Consider the following 16,721-nt stretch of genomic DNA (forward strand, 5'->3'; position numbering starts at 1 on the left):
GCGGCCTGCCGGAGAGGCATATGAGTTCGCGTCCCCGCCGGAAGGACGACCGCGCCCCCGGACGACGTCCGGGGGCGCGGTCCTCTGGGGTGGTGCGGGATCAGACGGTGCCGTGCTGCCTGCGGCGCAGCGTCAGGTACGTGCCGGTCGCACCCGCGGCCAGCAGGGCGCCCACGCCGAGGCCGACCGGCAGGACCGGGAAGCCGGAGGCATCGGTCGACGCGGCCGTGTTCTCCATCGCCGGGCCCGGCGTGATGCTCGTGGCCACCGGGGCGACGTGCCGGACCGGACCGACGTGCCGCACGGAGCCGTCGGAGTTCAGCAGCACCTGCTTGTTGTTCGGGTGCCGGAAGTCGAACATGCCCGTGAGCGAGCCGGCGGTGGCGTCGAAGGAGTGGTCACCGATGCGGCCGGTGCGCCAGTTGTCCTCGATGAACCGGGTGATGGACGCCTGGTTCGTCAGGACGTGGTCGACCTTGTTCACCTCGCTGTACGGCGAGACGACGAGCAGCGGCTGCCGGGTTCCGGGACCGCAGCGGTCCGCGTAGCCGCCGGCCGCCTTCGGGCCCTTCTGGCAGGCCGGGCTGTCGGTGGCCTTGCCGTTGGAGCCGACCGAGGTGTCCGTGGAGCCGTTCCTCGGGACGACGTAGGCGTGGTCGTACCAGCCGTCGGAGTCGTCGTAGGCGACCACGATCGCGGTGGACTTCCACTGCGGCGAGCTCTGGATCGCGTTGATCTGCTTGACCAGGAAGTGCTGCTCGTCGACCGGGTCGGAGTAACCGGCGTGGCCGTCCTGGTACGCACCGGCCTTGACGAAGCTGACGGCCGGCAGCTTGCCCGCCTTCAGCGCGGCGGAGAGGTCGGTCAGGTCGTAGTTGTGGTTGGCCCGGCCGGCGTGGCCGATCTCCGAGACGCTCTTCGGCGCCAGGTGGTGCGGGTTCGCCGTCGACTTGTAGTACGCGAACGGGTTGTGGTGCGGGCTGTAGTCGACCACGGCCGCGCCGCCCACGTTGGTGTGCGTGGTGTCGCACTTGGCGTACGAGCCGGACGCGCCGTTCCACGCGGCCGACGGACGGAAGCCGCCCTGGAACCAGCCCCAGCTCACCTTCTTGGCGTTGAGCAGGTCACCGATGTTCTTGCCCTGCATCGACGCCAGCGCGTCGGTGCTGGTGTGGTCCTTGCCGGAGCAGTCGTCCCAGGCCGGGTCGGGATCGTTGATCACCGTGCCGACACCCTTGGCGTCGGGCGACTGGACGGCGTACGGGTCCGGCTTCGCCGTCTGCTTGCCGGTGGCCGGGTCGACGGAGATGACGCCGTGCGTGTTGCCGGAGATCAGGTTGAGCGCGCCGGGCGTGGACGGGCCGTAGTTCGAGCTGTAGGAGCGGTCGCTCAGGGCGTAGTGCTGGGCGTAGTTCCACAGCGCGGTGACGGTGTTGCCGTCGTAGTAGTCCATCGCCAGGCCGGGCTCGCCGAACAGGCCGCCGCTGCACTTGTCGACCTCGGTGTTCTGCACGAACTGGTCGGCCTTGCCGCCGTTGTAGGCGTACTGCTCGGCGCCGTAGGAGTGGTTCTGGTCGCAGGTCATCGCCTGGGACGGGGACAGCCGCTTCGGCGCGTACTGGTTCGGGTTCTTCGTCAGCAGCCCGGCGTGCGCGAGGGTGTCGATGTTCTTCGGGGTGTTCTTCGACGCGGTGAACTTCGTGCCGTCGGTGTTGGCGGCCTTCGGGTACGTGGCGAAGTAGTGGTCGAAGGAGATGTTCTCGTCGAAGAGCACGACGACGTGCTTGATCGGTGTCGCGGTCGAGGGATGGCCGCTCTGCGCTCCGGAGGGCGCTGCCGCCCAGCCCGGCGTGTTGCCGCCGAGCATCGTGAGCGCGGCGGCTCCCGCGAGCGCACCGATACTGCGCATCGCGGTTCTTCTTCCCCTGCTGGCCATGGTGGTCTACCCCTCCGGACAGAACGTCTGTGCGTGGTACGAGGACGCATGCTGCGCCCGTTGCCGGGCGCGCCGGCGGAGCCATGATGACGCGTGGGTGAACACCGGGTCAGGGATGCTGGGACCAATTTTGACGATGTGTTGACTCTTTTGGTCCCTGACTTGTTCGGACAGGATCAGGTGAACAGGGCGCGCCCGTACCAGTCCGAGGCGTCCCGCACCCCGGGCAGCGCGAAGAAGTAGCCGCCGCCGAACGGGCTGATGTAGTCCGTCAGCGGCTCACCCGCCAGCCGGTGCTGCACGGTCTCGAACTGCCGCTTCAGGTCCTGCTGGTAGCAGCAGAACAGCAGGCCCATGTCGAGGTTGCCGTTGCTGTCCATGCCCCGGTCGTAGTTGTAGGCGCGGCGCAGCAGACGCTGGCCGGCGGTGGCCGGCGTGCGCGGGTTGGCGAGGCGGATGTGCGCGTCCAGCGGGATGACGTCACCCTTGGGGTCGTCGGCGTACTTCGGCGTGTCGTGCTCGTGGTCGCCGTCCAGCGGCGCGCCGGAGACACGGGCGCGGCCGAACATCCGCTCCTGCTCGCTGAGCGAGACCCGGTCCCAGAACTCCACCAGCATCCGGATCAGCCGCACGACCTGGTAACTGCCGCCGACCGCCCAGTCCGGCTCGTCCATGCCCTTGCCCACCCACACCAGACGGTCCATCTCGCGGGCGTTCGAGGCGTCGGGGTTGGCGGTGCCGTCCTTGAAGCCCATCAGGTTCCGCGGGGTGCCGGAGGGCCGGGGCGGGCTGGAGAAGCCGTCCAGCCGCCAGCGGACCTGCAGGGCGCCCCGGGTGTGCCGGGCGATGTCGCGCAGCGCGTGCAGCACGGTGTCCGGCTCGTCGGCGTGCAGTTGGAGGCTGAGGTCGCCGTGGCACCAGTCGGCGCGGAGGTCGTCGTCGGGGAAGGCGGGCATGGCGGTCAGGCGCCGGGGCCTCAGCGCGGCCAGCCCGAACCGGTCGTCGAAGAGCGAGGCGCCGACGCCGACGGTGACGGCCAGTTGACCGGAGGGCAGCCGGTCGCCGAGCACGCCGGAGTCGGCGGGCGGAGCGGTGATGCCGGCCGGGGAGGGCGTTCCGCCCGAGGTGAGGAAGCGGGCCCGGCCGGTCAGCGTGCGCAGCACGTCGGTGAGTTCGGCGCGGCTCGCGGCGGTCACGTCGAGGGAGGCGAACACACAGGTCCGGCGCGGGGCCGCGACGGCCGACGCCTGGTGGACGCCGTGGAAGGCGGTGAGGGCGGGGCCGGCACCGGCCGTGCCGTCCGGGGCGGCCGCGCTCGTGGCCAGGCCGGCGCCCGCGAGGGCCGCGCCGCGCAGGAAACGGCGCCGGCCCAGGCCGTCGGGCCGTCCGGCGCTGCTGTCACGGCCGCTGGGACGGGCGTTCACACGGTCCTCCGCGGGTCGCACAGGGTGGCCACCGACGCCAGCCGCTCCACCAGGTCGCCGAGGTCCGCGTCGACCTGTTCCCGCCGGGCGCGGCCCAGGCCGTCGAGCGGGGTCCAGCGGTCGCCGTGCCGGAAGGCGTCGAGGGTGTGCCGGGCGCGGTCCAGTCCCCTGTCCAGCTCCGGCAGACCGGCGTACCGGGTGGCGAGCAGCGGGCGCAGCCAGGACAGCACCTCGCGGGTGCCGTCGAGGTTGGCGCGGGCGGTGGCGAGGTTGCTGCCGCTGCCGTAGTCGGTGCGGCCGGTCAGCTCGAACTGCACGGTGTTCTCCAGGATCTCGTGCGCGCGCAGACCCAGTTGGGCGGGGTCCATCCGGGTCTGCGACCAGCCGTCCCGCAGCCCGGTCAACGCCTTCACCAGCGCCGCCGCCGGGGCGCGCAGCCCGTCGGCCGACTCACCGTGCCACAGGCCGTACTCGACGCGGTGGAACCCGGCGAAGTGCGCGTCGTGCACCCCGCCGGGCAGGCCGGCGTCGGTGCCGTTGACCTCCGAGTCCGCGTCCCCGAAGGCGTCGTACGCCGCCCCCAGCCGCTCGTACTGCAGATGCGCCGGCAGCCACGCCGACCGGGCGCCGGCGAGGTCGCCCCGGTCGATCGCGTCCCGGAGCCTCGTGGTCAGCCGGACGACGTCGTCGAGGCCGCCGCCGACCCACTTCTGGTAGGCGAGGGCGGGCGGGATCAGGTCGTGCTGCGTCACCGGCGCGGCACCCGGGCCGCGCTGCCCGCCGGTGATGCGCACGGTGGGCCCGGTGACGGCGTCGGCGTCGTCCGGCACGCACTTGAAGGCGTACGTCCCCTTGCCCAGCCGGACGGTCAACTCACGTGTGGTACCGGGCCCTACGCCCTCCACCTCGCCGTACACCGCCTGGCTGCCCGGGTCCTCCAGATAGACCTCGGCGGTGCCGTCGGAGGAGTTGTGCAGGTCGAAGGTCCGCAGACCGGGCTCGGGGCGGGTCCAGCCGCGGCCGCAGCGGCTCTGCGACACGTCGATGACGATGTGCCCCGACGGGGCGGCGCCGGACGGTTCGTGCCGCGGCCCGCCCAGTGAGAATGCGAGCAGCGTGCCCGCGAGGGCCACGGCGAGGACCACGAACACGGCGGGAGCCGTCCGGAGCCGGACGGACCGCGTGCCGAGGCGGGGCAACGGCATGGCGAGCCTTTCCGGACGTCGTACGCAGAGGGATCATCGTAGACATCCCTCCCGATCCGAACACCCGTCCCAGCGCTTCGATGACCAAGATTTCTCCCGGGGTTCACCGGCGCGTGGCCGTGCGCGGCCGTGGACGCATGCCTCGCGGCAGGCCGGTTCAGCGCACCGGGAAGCCGAAGGAGTAGCCCTGCTGCTTCAGCCACGGCAGCAGGACGCGCAGCGCGGCCACGGTCTGGGAGCGGTCGCCGCCCGCGTCGTGGAAGAGGATCGTCGGCCCGTTCGGCAGCTCACGCTTGACGGTGGCCACGATGGCGTCGGCACCCGGCCGCTCGAAGTCCTTGGAGTCCACGTTCCAGCCCAGCGGCCGCATGCCGTGCGAGGCCGCCAGACGCCGGCTGTACGGGGTGAAGGCGCCGCCCGGAGCCCGGTAGTACATCGGCCGTACACCACCGGACGCCTGGGTGATCTGCCGCTCGGCACCCAGGATCTGCTGCGACTGGTAGGCCTCGGACTTCTTGTCCATCGTCGTGTCGTGCGACACCGTGTGGTCGCACAGCCGGTGCCCGGCCGCCACCACCTGCCGCACCAGCTCCGGATGCGCCTGGGCCTGCGGGCCGACCATGCAGAACGTGGCCTTCACGCCGTTGGCGCGCAGCAGTTGCAGCACCTGCGGGGTCCAGGCCGGGTCCGGGCCGTCGTCGATGGTGATGTTGACCGCGTGCGCGCCCCCGTCCGAGGCGTGGGCGATGTCGGGGGACACGGCCGCCGCCTTGGGAGCGGTGTGCCCGGACGAGGCGCCCGCCCGCGGCGCACCGCCGGCCGGCTGTCCGGCCTGCGCGGTCCACACCGATGTGACGGCCGCGACCGCCGTGACCCCGACCGCCGCCGCGATCATCCGGCCGTGCCATCCCCGCCCGCCATGCCGCGCCATGCCCCGCCCCGTTCCTGCCGTGTCCCTGTGTTGTTGTGCACCTGGTCCCTGTGCACCTGTCAGGACGGGCGGGGTTGAGCACGGGATCCGGCTGTTACAAATCACGGACAATTCCGGGGCGCTTCCGCGACAGAACGCTCCGTTCCGTGGCCGGGGGCGCGGGGACGGAGGGACAGCGCGCACATCGGGGTACCCCTTGTCATACGACCAACGCAGTACCGCAGGAGTACGGCTCAGGCCCGAGGGACGGGGTGATCCGGATGCCGCCACCAGCAGCGCGGACGTACGACACGGCCCCCGGGCCGCCGCGGCCCGAGGCCCTGACGAGGATCATGCTCAGGCCGCTGGCCAGCAGCCTGCCCCTGGGCTTCTTCGCCTTCGGCACCGGAAGCATCCTGCTCACCGCCGCGCAGTTGCAGTGGGTGCCCCTGGCGCAGACCCGGCCGCTGATGCTGCTGGTCCTGGTGTTCGTCGTGCCCCTGCAACTGCTCTCCGCGGTGTTCGCCTTCCCCGCCCGTGACAGCGGCGCGGCCTGCGGCCTGTCCGTGCTCGGCTGCGCCTGGGCGGGCACCGCACTGGTCACCCTGTCCGGGCCGCCGGGACGGCCCAGCCCCGCGCTGGCGGTGTTCCTGCTGAGCCTCACCCCGCTGATGCTCGTCCTCGGCGCCGCCGCGGTCCTCGGCAAGCCGCTGTTCTCCGTGCTGCTCCTGATCGGAGCGTGCCGTTTCGCACTGACCGGCGTGTACGAGGCCGGCGGTGCGGTCGTCCTGCGCACCGCGGCCGGCTGGACCGGCGTGGCTCTGGCGGTCTTCGCCCTCTACGCCGGCTTCGCCCTGCTGCTGGAGGACTCCGCCCAGCGCACCGTCCTCCCGCTGGGCCGCCGCGGCCGCGCCCGCACGTCCCTGCAGGGCGACCTGGGCCGCCAGCTGGATCAGGCGGAACGGGAGGCCGGCGTACGACGACAACTGTGACCTGCGGCAACGCCGCCCTGCGGAGCGGACCGGCAGCCGGGCCCCGCACAAGCCGCTGCTGCTCATGTACGCCCTCGACGCTGCCTGACCAACCCCACGATCACGGCAATGTCACCACGATGAGGTCCTCCACCCGGCTCGCGGGGGACTCCTTCGCCGTCTCCACGGTGATGTGCCACATGCCGGGCGGCAGGGTGAGATCGGCTGTGTAGTTTCCGGCGCCGTCGGGGCGGAGGGGGAGGGGGCGTCCGTAGCCGGTTCCGTCGGCGTTGCGCAGGTGGGCGTCGAGGGTGAGGTGGGGGCTGTCCGCGTGAACCTGGAGGGGCACGGTCCGGCCGGCCGGCGCCACGGGAGGCAGGTGCAGGGACAGCGGGCGGGCCGGCGTCAGCACCGCTCCGGAGGAGACCGGGGCGATCTTCTCGTTGAGGTTGCTCAACAGGTCCTCGTGGCGGGTCAGGCCGACGTGTGACGCCGGATAGAACGTCGCGGGGGCATCGTCCTCCCAGTGCGGAGGGACACTGCTGAACCGTGGCACCGTTCCGTCGCCGCCGTAGTCGAAGCCACGCTGCCGACGGACAAAGCGCAGCTCCGACGGGTCGACCGCGACAGTCTGCTCCGTCGGCTGCCGGCCTCCCGCGAACACATGCACCATCCTGTCCGACGTCTCGTCCTCCTTTTCTCTGATCGCGGTGTGGAACTCGGTCGAGTGCTCGACAGCCTGCCGGCTGAGGCCGGGGATGTGGCAGTCCCTCAGGGGGAGGGTGTCGCCGCCGCGCACGTCCCCGGCGCCGTACCCCGTCTCCGTGACACACGCGTAGGTGGGGAGGAGCTCCGCGACCGACGGGAAGGTCTCCGCGACAGCGCGCAGCCGCTCGTTGAACTGGCTCGTTCTGATGGGCCACGGCAACAGATGACCTGTCAGGACGCGTACCGCTTTCACGGACCCCCGGTACGGGGTACCGATGGTGTACGCCCGCCGGGTCATGTCCGCACCGCCGAGGACGTGCAGGAAGTACCGGCCGATCAGGCCCCCCATGGAGTGGCAGACGAGTTGCAGCCGTGCGTCGGGGTCGCCTCGTTCGCGACGCCACTCGGGCAGTCGCCGTTTCGCCCAGTTCAGGAGCCGGAGCGCGTTGTACCGGTTCGACAGCCTCCAGTCGTACGGGAAGAGTCTCAGCTGTCGCTCGGGGTCTTTCAGGCACGTGCCCAGGGACCTCACGAGGGCCGGGTATCCGGCGCCCGACCAGAATCCCGGCCAGACCTGCCAGCCCGGCATCAACCCCTCGGGCTCCAGGGCGTATCGAGCGGGCGGTGGTCCGTCACCCAGGCCGGGCGGGAGCGCGAGGGCCTCCAGGGTTCCACAGAAGTCACGCAGGAACTGCGCGCCCATGGCGAGCGAGGCGTCCCACGCGTACCGGCCGTCCGTCCTGCGCAGCACACTGCCGAGAATCCCCGGCACCACCACGACGAGATCCCGCTCCTGACGGAGCCCCTTTTCCTGACGCTGCGTGAACACGACACCGCCTCAGCTGCCGTGACGGGAAGCCCGTCGCATCCGTGTGACGACCTGGCGACGCAGGCCCGAGGCGACCAAGATAGAGGTGTGCACAACGCAGTGGGGGACGAACGGGGAACGGTCCTGGACATCGTCATGGACGAGTACGACGCCCCGTCGATGGAAAAACTGGAGTATCTGCGCAGCCAGGTCGACGCGGTGGTCGACCTGTTGGCCGCCGGGGGCTTCCGCCGCCACCTCGGCAACAGAAGACGCCCCGAAGAGCTGCGACAACGGCAGATCCAGGACATCTTCCGGGATCTGCGCTTCCCTTCCGGTACCGAGAGGCTGCTGGTCTACTGGGCCGGGCACGGCCGTCATCTGCGGCACAGCGGTTTCTTCCTGCTGTGCTCCGACTCGCCCGACGACGACGAGTCGATCAGCATGGCCAATGCGATCACGCCCGCCTATCTGGGATCGCAGTTGGCGCTGTGCGGTGCCCGCGAAATCGTCCTCGTCATGGACGCGTGCAGTTCGGGAAGCGGTGCCGGTGAGGCGTCCGAGGCGTTCACCAAAGTGGTGGCCGACCACAGCTTCGTCCGGCCGCCCAAGCTGGTGGTCCTGTGCTCGGCGTCCTCCGGCGCGCGCGCCGACGAGCGAGCTCTCAGCGAGGCCATGCGGGCGCTCCTGCAGGACCCGGACGACACGGTGGGGACGCAACGGTCGTGGGGGCCGCATGACCAGTCGATCAGGATCGAGGAAATGATCGCCGCGCTGGATGCCCGGCTCGGCCCGGACCGGCGCCTCGAGAAGCGGATCACCGACGTCTTCTCCACCCCCTTCTTCCCCAACCCGCGCTACGACCCGGAACTCCCGGAGACCGACCTCGAAAGCCGCCGCCGTGTCCGGCCGGCCGCCCTGCGGCGCGCCGACGTCCGCGAGCACTTCATGCTCAAGTTCTGCGGTGTCGACGCCGTCGGTGACCAGGGCTACTTCTTCCGTGGGCGTACCCGCGCCCTCCGGTCGATCGTGACGTGGCTGGACACGGAGGACTCCGGCATGTTCGTCGTCACGGGGCCGCCGGGCAGCGGAAAGTCGGCGTTGCTCGGCCGACTCGCCGTGCTGTCCGACGCGTCGTACCGGAGGGACGTCGTCGCGGTCGACCCGCAGGCGCTCGACGGTGCGGACCCCGGCACTCTGCCCGACATCGGTGCCATCGACGCGGGCATCCACGCGCGCGGCAAGGACGTACTGGACTGCGTCGAGGCGTTGGCGCAGCCCCTGGGACTGCAAGCCCCTCGCGGCGGCTGGCGCGGCCCGGAGCAGCTCGTCTCCGCCGTCGAGCGGACGAAGCGCAGGTTCACCGTGCTCGTCGACGCGCTGGACGAGGCGCTGCCGGGGGCGGTGGGCACCCTTGCCGGACGTCTGCTGCGTCCGCTCGCCGACCTGCCCGGGGTCAAGGTTCTCGTCGGCACGCGCTGCCGCGCCGTCGAGGCCAGGGATGCCGCCGCTCGTGACCTGCTCCGGATCCTCGCCCCGGAACAGCGGCACCGCGTCGATCTCGACCAGGACACGGACGCCACCGAGGACATCGAGGCGTACGCCTACAAACGCCTCACCGACCTCACAGGCTCCCCGTACGCACTTCTCGACACCGAGCGCACCCGGCAGGCGGCCCGACGCGTCGCGCGGGAAAGCGAGTCGGTGTTCCTGATGGCCCGCCTGTTCACCCGGGCGCTGGTACGCCGGAACATCCTGGACCTGGACAGCCCCGAGGCGCACGAGATTTTCCGCAGCCGTGACGTGGCCGAGGTCTTCGCGGCCGATCTGGCCCGGTACGGCCCGCTGCGACAGCAGATCACCGACCTGCTCGCCCCTCTGGCCTGGGCGCTCGGCCCCGGCCTGCCCAAGCGTACGGTCTGGGCCACCGCGGCGACGGCTCTCGCCGGCGGGGCGCGGACGTACACCGAGGACGACGTGGCCTGGGTACTGGACAACGCCGGTGCTCACCTGATCGAGGCCGGCGAGGAAGGCCAGAGCGTCTATCGGCTCTACCACCAGGCGTACGCCGACTACCTGCGCCAGACCGTCGCGACGGCGGACCGCGCGCCCGTCCTCCTCTACGAGGCCGTCCTGGGCACTGTGCCCCGCGGCGAGGGCCGGCCGGACTGGGTCCGCGCCACCCCGTACGCCCTCAGACACCTGCCTGCCTACGCCCTTGCCGCGGGCCGGCTGGATCACCTCGTCCAGGACACCGGCATCCTGCCGTACGCGGACCCGACCCGGATGATGCGCGTCCTCAACACGCCCGCACAGCAACGCCGTTCCCTGCCGCGTCTGTATCTGCGGGTCTGGGACGAGCTACGGGACCTGGCCCCCGAGGACCGGGCCGCCGCACTGCAGTTACGGGCCGGCATCGACGAACCGGACGCGCTGCCCCAGCTGAGGACGGAGGCGCTGCTGGGCTGGCGGGTCCTGTGGGGCGACGGCCGCAGAACGAACTTGCACGGCGTGCTCGACGGCGGGCCCACCAGCGCGGTGGGTGCCGTCGCGATCGACCTCGACCCGTACGGCAGGCTCACGGTGGCCGCCGTCGACGACCAGGGAGTGATCCATCTGTGGGACGGCGCCTCGGGTGAACTGCTGCATGCGCTGCCCGCAGTCCACGCCCCCGTCATGGCGGTGGAACTCACCCGCATCAGGGGCCGGCTCCTGCTCGCTGCCGCCTCGGACCGCGACGTCTGTCTGTGGGACGTCTCCGAGGGCCTGCCGACGGGGGCACCCTGCGCCCACCGCCGGAAGGTGACCGCCATGGCCTTCGGCACCACCGCGGACGGTGAACCGCTGCTCGTGACGAGTGCCCGGGACGGCCGTATCCGCCTCTGGGACACCGACCGCGGCGAACCGCTGCAGACGTGGTCCGGCGGCGGTCTCGGCACGCTCTCGCTGGCCCTCACTTCGCTGCCGGGGATCGGCGACGTCCTGGTCGCCGCCCATACCACCGGCGGGGTCAGCACCTGGAGGATCGCACCTTCGTCAGGCGTCTCCGTTCCGCGCCTGTGGTGGCGCAAACGGCCTGGCCAGCTGTACGCCCGCTACGGCGTCGCCCTGGCGGAACTTGACGGCCGTGCCGTCGTGGTGGGGCGTGGTGGAAGGTTCGTCCACGGAGTACGCCGCCTGGATCTCAGAACCGGGGAAGTGCTCGACGACGAGGGCGCGGGCGGCGACGACGCATTCACACCCGAGTCCCTCGCTGGTGTCAAGCATGATCCGGCCGCTTTCGTGACCGGCGGATCAGAGGGAAGGGTCCGCCTCAGACGCGGACGCAGCCACGCCGGTGGATGGACCGGTCACTCCGACGACGTCCGGGCGGTGGCGGGCGTGCGGAACCCCAGTGGTGACACCTTCATCGTCAGCGGAAGCCAGGACGGAAGCGTGCGGCTGTGGAACACGGCCGTCTCGACCGCCGGTGAGCGCCGACAGCACGGCCAGGTCCACCAGCACCCCGTCACCAGCTCGGACCTCGTCTCGCTTCCCGACGGCCGGATGCTGCTCGCCATCGGCACGGCCGATGGAACGGTCTCGATCTGGAACGCGAGAACGGGACGGCGGATCGCTCGGTGCGAGGTCGTCGCAGAGAACCAGTACGTCGAACCCGACCACGAAGCTCCCCATCACACCGGCACAGTCATGCGCGTGGTCACGGCGGGGCATGACGAAAGCGTCAGCGTGGTCTCCTGGGTACCGGCCACCGGCAAGCATCACGCGACCCTGGCTTCGGGCAGTCAGGAGGGATCCGTCCAGTTCTGGAGCACCCGCGGTACCCCGCTCACCAGAGACACGGGAAGAGGGCCGGTGGTGTCGCTGACGGCGGCCGTCCTCGGCGAAGACGGTGACGACGCACGCGTGGCGGTCGGCCGCCACCGCACCATCGCTCTGCACGACAGCGTCGGCAACTGGGTGCGCGCCCGGCTCGCCTCCCGGATCCCGTTGCTGCGCGGCCATCGCCGCGGTGTCAGCGCCGTCACCTTCGTCCCGCGGGCCGACGGGACGATGTGGCTGGCGAGCGGCGACAAGGGCGGAAAGATCACACTCTGGGAGCACCCCTCCGGCAGGCCGCTCGGACAGCTGCGCGGCCCCGGCGACGGCGGGAAGGCCCACCGGCGGCCCGTACACAGCCTCGTCCCCGTATGCGGCACCGAGGGCCCGACGCTGGTCAGCGCCGACGCGCACGTCGTACGCGTATGGGACCTGACGTCCCGGTCGATCCGGGCCGAGCTCGGCTCTGAACCGGTCTGCGAAGTGGCCGCGGTCGCTACGGCCGACGGGCGGACGCTGGTGGCCGTGCCGACCGCCGACCGCACCGTGGAGATCTGGGACGTGGGGGCCCAGGTGCGGCTCGCTGTCGTCCGCGGCCTTCCTCACCCCGCGTCGACGGTCAGCATGATCCGAGACCTGCACGGCTCCGACACGGTGATTCTCGCGGTGGGCCATGGCCGGGTCGTCCATCTCGTGGAGCTGTTGGAGTTCACCGACGGCCGGCGCCGGAAGGACACGCCATGACCGCGACGCCGCAGGAGCGGCCCAGTTCCCCGCCCGACGGTCTCGGGGGGCTGCCGCCCGTCCTCCGCCGCGAGCTGCGCCGGGAGCTCCGTCGTTGGAGAGTGGGGACGAACGCGTACGGCGGTACCTACTACGGCCTGCGTATCGTGTTGATCGTGACGAGTGCCGTCGTCGCCGCCGACCAGAACCTCGGCCATGCGAAAGGAAGTTGGCTGCTGTCCTGGATACCGGCCCTGTCCCTGGTCGTCGCGATCATGACGGCGGTCGACACCTGGCTCAAGCCGCAGCAGAAATGGCGGGGCTTCATGGAGTCGCGCGACGCGCTGGCCGACCTCCTGGTGCAGGCGGAGGGTGGTCTGCCCGCCGAAGAGGTACGGGCCCGGTTCCTGAAACTCCGCCAGCGGCACCGGGAGCGGAACATCTTCTGACCGTTCTCCGGCATCACGCAACAGCCCGAAGCACCCCTGACGGCCGCGGCCGTACCGGCGGGCGGGCAGGCCTGGGGCGGGGCCGGCTCACTGTCCGGCCAGCGCCGCTCGTACGATCGCCGCGGCCGCCGTGCCCGCGGCCCGCACCGGTTCGGTGCTGCGCGCGGCCCGGCCCAGCATGAAGGCGCCCTCCAGCAGGGCGATGACCGAGCCGGCCGTCTCCCGCGCGGCGGACCCGGGAACGCCGCCCTCGGCGTAGTACGCCGCCAGGTACTCGATCCAGCTGTCGAACACCTCCGAAGTGGCCTGCCGCAGCGCCTCGTTGGTGCTCGCGACCTCCATCGCGACCGTGGCGATGGGACACGGGTCGGCGAAGTCCAGCTCGGCGAGCGTGCCGGCCGCGGCGGCGAAGGCGTCGGCGGTGGCCGCGACCCGGTCCTCGTACGGCGCCATCAGCGCGGTGACGAGCTCCAGGTAGACGGCGCCGGAGGTGCGGATCACCTCCTCGCCCAGCTGGGCCTTCCCACCGGGGAAGAAGTGGTAGATCGAGCCGAAGGGCGCACCGGCGGCCTCGGCGATCTGCTTCATCCCGGTACCGGTGTAGCCCGAGCGACGGAACAGCTCCGTGCCGGCCTTCACGATCCGCTGCCGGGTCTCATGGGTGCTGATGGCCTTGCCGTCGCTCATGGGATCGCCCCTCCGGATGCAGACGCTGTTGCCATAGTGCGGCCGGCGCCTATTCTGTCACTAGAACGATCTATCAAGAGTGATGCCGAGAGGTGCCGTCACATCAGTGGCCGAGCGGGGCGGAGGCGTGGGCATGCCGGAGATCGAGCTGAGCGCGGGAACCATCGAGTACGAGGACACCGGGGGCGACGGTCCCGCAGTCCTCCTCGCCCACGGCCTCTGCTTCGACGAGTCGGTCTGGGCGGAGGTCGTGTCCGCCCTGCGGCCCGACTTCCGCGTCCTGGTCCCGGTCCTGCCCCTGGGCAGCCACCGGCGTCCGATGCGGCCTGACGCGGACCTGTCCGCGCACGGCGTCGCCCGTCTGCTGGCGGAGTTCATGGACCGCCTGGACCTGCGGGACGTCACCCTCGTCCAGAACGACACCGGCACGGCCCAGCTCCTCGTCGGTGTACGCGACGAGCGCATCGCCCGGCTCGTCCTGACCTCCTGCGAGGCACTGGACAACTACCCGCCCGGCATCCAGGGCCGGATCCTGTACGCGGCCAGCAGGTTCCCCGGCGGTCTCTACCTCCTCCTGCAGTCCTTCCGCTTCCCGTTCCTGGCCCGCATGCAGACCTCGCTCGGCGGAATGGCGAAGAAGCGGCTGCCGGACGAGCTCATCGCACGCTGGTACCGACCCGTGCTGACGAACCGTCATATCCGCCGGGACCTGACCAAGTTCTGCCGTGCGACCCGGAAGGACTGCTACCGGGAAGCGGCCCGGAACCTCCCGCGGTTCACCCGCCCGGCACTGGTCGCCTGGGGTGCCGAGGACCGCATGATGCCGCCCGAGACGGGCCGCCGCCTGGCCGGGCTGCTGCCGAACGCCCGCTATACGGAGATCCCCGACGCCCGCACCCTGGTCCAGCTGGACAACCCGGCCGCCCTCACGGAGGAGATCCGCCGTTTCGTCAAGGACCACCCGCTGCCCGGGGAGGGATGACGCGGCGCCGGCGGGGACGGGCCCCGTCCCCGCCGGCCCGGGAGGTCACCCTTCGAGCGAGACGTACAGCCGTGTGCCGCCGGGCCGGAAGCCGACCCTCTCGTACACGCGGCGGGAGCCTTCGCCGGAGTACTCCAGCCACACCGACCGCGCTCCGCGGCCGAACAGGGTCCCGGCCAGGGCCGAGGTGACCGCGGCGGCGATGCCGCGGCCCCGGTACGCGGGAAGGGTGCCCACGCCCGCCAGTTCCGCGGTGTCCTCGGCGGGCGCCGAGCAGAGGGCACCGCCGGCGCAGCCGCCGTCGGGCGTGCGCACGAACCGGACGGCTCCGCCGCCCTCCTCGGTGCGCCGCAACCGGGCCGCGCCTTCCGGGGAGGGCTCCCACTCGCCGCCGAAGGCCTCGGCCAGGGCGATGTCGAGCGCGGTGTAGTCGGCCTCCGTGGCCGGGGCCTCCACATGGACCGGGCCCGCCGGGCCGACTCCGGCGCGGGGCACGGCCAGCGTTTCCGGCGTGCAGACCAGGTACTCGTGCACCGCCTCCGTGGCGAAACCGGCCCGGCGCAGCGCGGGTTCGACGGCGGGCGCGGCTTCCGGGGCGAACTCCAGGCGGGGCCGGAGCCCGCGCTCGCGGAACGCGCCGATCAGCTCGGCGACGTCCCGGTCGGTGGGCTCGGCACCGGGAAGAGGCGTGGCGTAGTTGACGTACGGGCTGGTCGTCGAGGGATCGAATCCCACGACGAAACCGCCGACCGCACGCGCCGCCGGGCGGCGCAGCAGGTGGGCGACGGCAAAGCGCTGGACATCGGTGCGCATGGTGAAGACCTCACGGTGAAGGTGGCCACGGACCGCTGAGGGCCGCGGGTGGCCGGGCATGGGAGGGGACGACCTCTGCGAGGAGGTGGGCGGTGTGCTGGACACCGCGTCGTCGGGCCGCCGTGAGGGGAACGCGGGGATACCGGAGAACGCTGCCTCGGGGCAGACGGCTCAGTATCGACGGCGGCCGCTTCGGGACGCCGAAACCATGGACTTCAGTCCTTCATGACGTGTGGTCGGATGCGCTTTCGAACGGGATGGATCTTGCCACAGCCCGAGCGGGCAGGACAACGGGTAAGAACGCCGGGCAAGAAGAAGTCCCCCGGCGCTGTACCGCCTTCGAGCCCGCGCCGACGGACAGCCGTCGGCGCTGGCCGGACCTCGACGTGTTGGTGCTCGGCGCCCACCGCCCGGCCGGCACCGCTGACCGTCAGCGGCTCGCTCGCTGCGCGGCCACGATCGCCTTGATGGTCTGCTCGGCCCCCGCCAGCCGCTGCACCCGCTCCGCGAACCCCGGGAACTGCGACGCGACCTTGGTGAGGAACCGCAGCTCGGGCGGCGCCACGTTGACCTCGGCGACATCGCGTTCGATCGCCCGCGTCACGCCCCTGCAGACCTGCTCCGGGGAGACGGTACGGACGCCGCCGGGCGTCGACGAGCCCGTCTTCGCGAACATGCCCAGCTCGCGGACGAAACCCGGCTGGACGATCGAGACGCCGACGCCCGTGCCGTGCAGATCCTGGCGGAAGGCCAGCGAGAAGCCGCGCAGCCCGAACTTCGTCGCGTTGTACAGGGACGAGGACCTGGTGGCCGCCATGCCGGACAGCGACCCGACGAAGCAGATGTGACCGCGTCCGGCGGCCACCATGCCGGGGGCCAGCAACCGGGCGAGCACCGCGGGAGCGCGCAGGTTCACCGCGAGGGCGCGGTCGATCTGCTCCGGGGTGTAGTCGAGGACGTCGCCGCTGGAGGGCAGGGCCGCGTTGGCGATCAGGATGTCCGTGCCGGCGGCCACCTCGGCCAGCCTCCGCACATCGTCGGGGTCGGCCAGATCGGCCGGGATCGTGCGGGCGCCGTAGCGCTCGGCGAGCGGCTCCAGCGCCTCGGGCCGTCGCCCGGTGAGCACGAGGCGGGCGCCGCGAGCGGACAACTCGGCGGCGAGCGCGCCCCCGATGCCGCCGGTGACGCCGGTGAGCAGAACGGTTGACCCGGCAATGCGCACGACTACCCTCCAGTCCTGTTCGTTCGAACGAACAATAGGGAGCCCGGGCGGCCCTGTCCAGCAG

12 protein-coding genes are annotated in these 16,721 nt (G+C 71.7%); 4 read left to right on the forward strand and 8 right to left on the reverse strand.

Annotated features, from left to right (window positions below):
* Positions 1-100: 100 nt before the first annotated feature.
* The 4 genes from IO33_RS0124490 to IO33_RS0124505 form a co-directional block, all read right to left on the reverse strand.
* Complete coding sequence (locus IO33_RS0124490; protein ID WP_245235873.1) at positions 101-1,909, reverse strand: phospholipase C; 1,809 nt, start codon at positions 1,907-1,909, stop codon at positions 101-103.
* Positions 1,910-2,112: 203 nt separating this feature from the next.
* Positions 2,113-3,360, reverse strand: coding sequence for an iron uptake transporter deferrochelatase/peroxidase subunit (efeB, locus tag IO33_RS0124495; protein WP_107069378.1), 1,248 nt, complete (start codon positions 3,358-3,360; stop codon positions 2,113-2,115).
* Positions 3,357-4,565, reverse strand: a complete 1,209-nt coding sequence (locus tag IO33_RS0124500; protein ID WP_031168601.1) for an EfeM/EfeO family lipoprotein — start codon at positions 4,563-4,565, stop codon at positions 3,357-3,359. Before IO33_RS0124500 ends, efeB begins: the two co-directional genes overlap by 4 nt.
* A 157-nt stretch (positions 4,566-4,722) precedes the next feature.
* Complete coding sequence (locus tag IO33_RS0124505) at positions 4,723-5,496, reverse strand: polysaccharide deacetylase family protein (RefSeq protein WP_031168603.1); 774 nt, start codon at positions 5,494-5,496, stop codon at positions 4,723-4,725.
* Positions 5,497-5,756: 260 nt separating this feature from the next.
* Here IO33_RS0124505 and IO33_RS0124510 point away from each other — a divergent pair, with 260 nt between their 5' ends.
* Positions 5,757-6,467, forward strand: coding sequence for an acetate uptake transporter family protein (locus IO33_RS0124510; RefSeq protein ID WP_051926957.1), 711 nt, complete (start codon positions 5,757-5,759; stop codon positions 6,465-6,467).
* Between the two features lie 100 nt (positions 6,468-6,567).
* On the opposite strand, the gene IO33_RS0124515 is transcribed toward IO33_RS0124510, so the two are convergent.
* The gene (locus IO33_RS0124515) at positions 6,568-7,983 is read right to left on the reverse strand and encodes a lipase/acyltransferase domain-containing protein (protein ID WP_031168607.1); all 1,416 of its coding nucleotides are present in this window, start codon (positions 7,981-7,983) and stop codon (positions 6,568-6,570) included.
* A gap of 87 nt (positions 7,984-8,070) precedes the next feature.
* On the opposite strand from IO33_RS0124515, the gene IO33_RS0124520 reads away from it, so the two are divergent.
* Positions 8,071-12,525 (forward strand): hypothetical protein, encoded by a 4,455-nt coding sequence (locus tag IO33_RS0124520; protein ID WP_157857895.1) that lies wholly within the window; start codon positions 8,071-8,073, stop codon positions 12,523-12,525.
* Positions 12,522-12,953: a DUF4231 domain-containing protein gene (locus IO33_RS0124525; RefSeq protein ID WP_107069371.1), complete on the forward strand. Its 432-nt coding sequence runs from the start codon at positions 12,522-12,524 to the stop codon at positions 12,951-12,953. Before IO33_RS0124520 ends, IO33_RS0124525 begins: the two co-directional genes overlap by 4 nt.
* A gap of 87 nt (positions 12,954-13,040) precedes the next feature.
* Here IO33_RS0124525 and IO33_RS0124530 read toward each other — a convergent pair whose 3' ends face one another.
* Complete coding sequence (locus IO33_RS0124530) at positions 13,041-13,640, reverse strand: TetR/AcrR family transcriptional regulator (RefSeq protein ID WP_031168614.1); 600 nt, start codon at positions 13,638-13,640, stop codon at positions 13,041-13,043.
* Positions 13,641-13,773: 133 nt separating this feature from the next.
* On the opposite strand from IO33_RS0124530, the gene IO33_RS0124535 reads away from it, so the two are divergent.
* Entirely contained in the window at positions 13,774-14,622 is an 849-nt protein-coding gene (locus IO33_RS0124535) for an alpha/beta fold hydrolase (RefSeq protein WP_031168616.1), read from the forward strand.
* 45 nt (positions 14,623-14,667) lie between these two features.
* Here IO33_RS0124535 and IO33_RS0124540 read toward each other — a convergent pair whose 3' ends face one another.
* Positions 14,668-15,435, reverse strand: coding sequence for a GNAT family N-acetyltransferase (locus IO33_RS0124540; protein ID WP_031168618.1), 768 nt, complete (start codon positions 15,433-15,435; stop codon positions 14,668-14,670).
* Positions 15,436-15,865: 430 nt separating this feature from the next.
* Positions 15,866-16,657 carry an SDR family NAD(P)-dependent oxidoreductase gene (locus tag IO33_RS0124545; RefSeq protein WP_031168620.1) on the reverse strand — a complete coding sequence of 264 codons (792 nt, stop codon included), beginning with the start codon at positions 16,655-16,657 and terminating at the stop codon, positions 15,866-15,868.
* Positions 16,658-16,721 lie beyond the last annotated feature (64 nt).

Source organism: Streptomyces durhamensis (assembly GCF_000725475.1).
Classification (GTDB): Bacteria; Actinomycetota; Actinomycetes; order Streptomycetales; family Streptomycetaceae; genus Streptomyces; species Streptomyces filipinensis.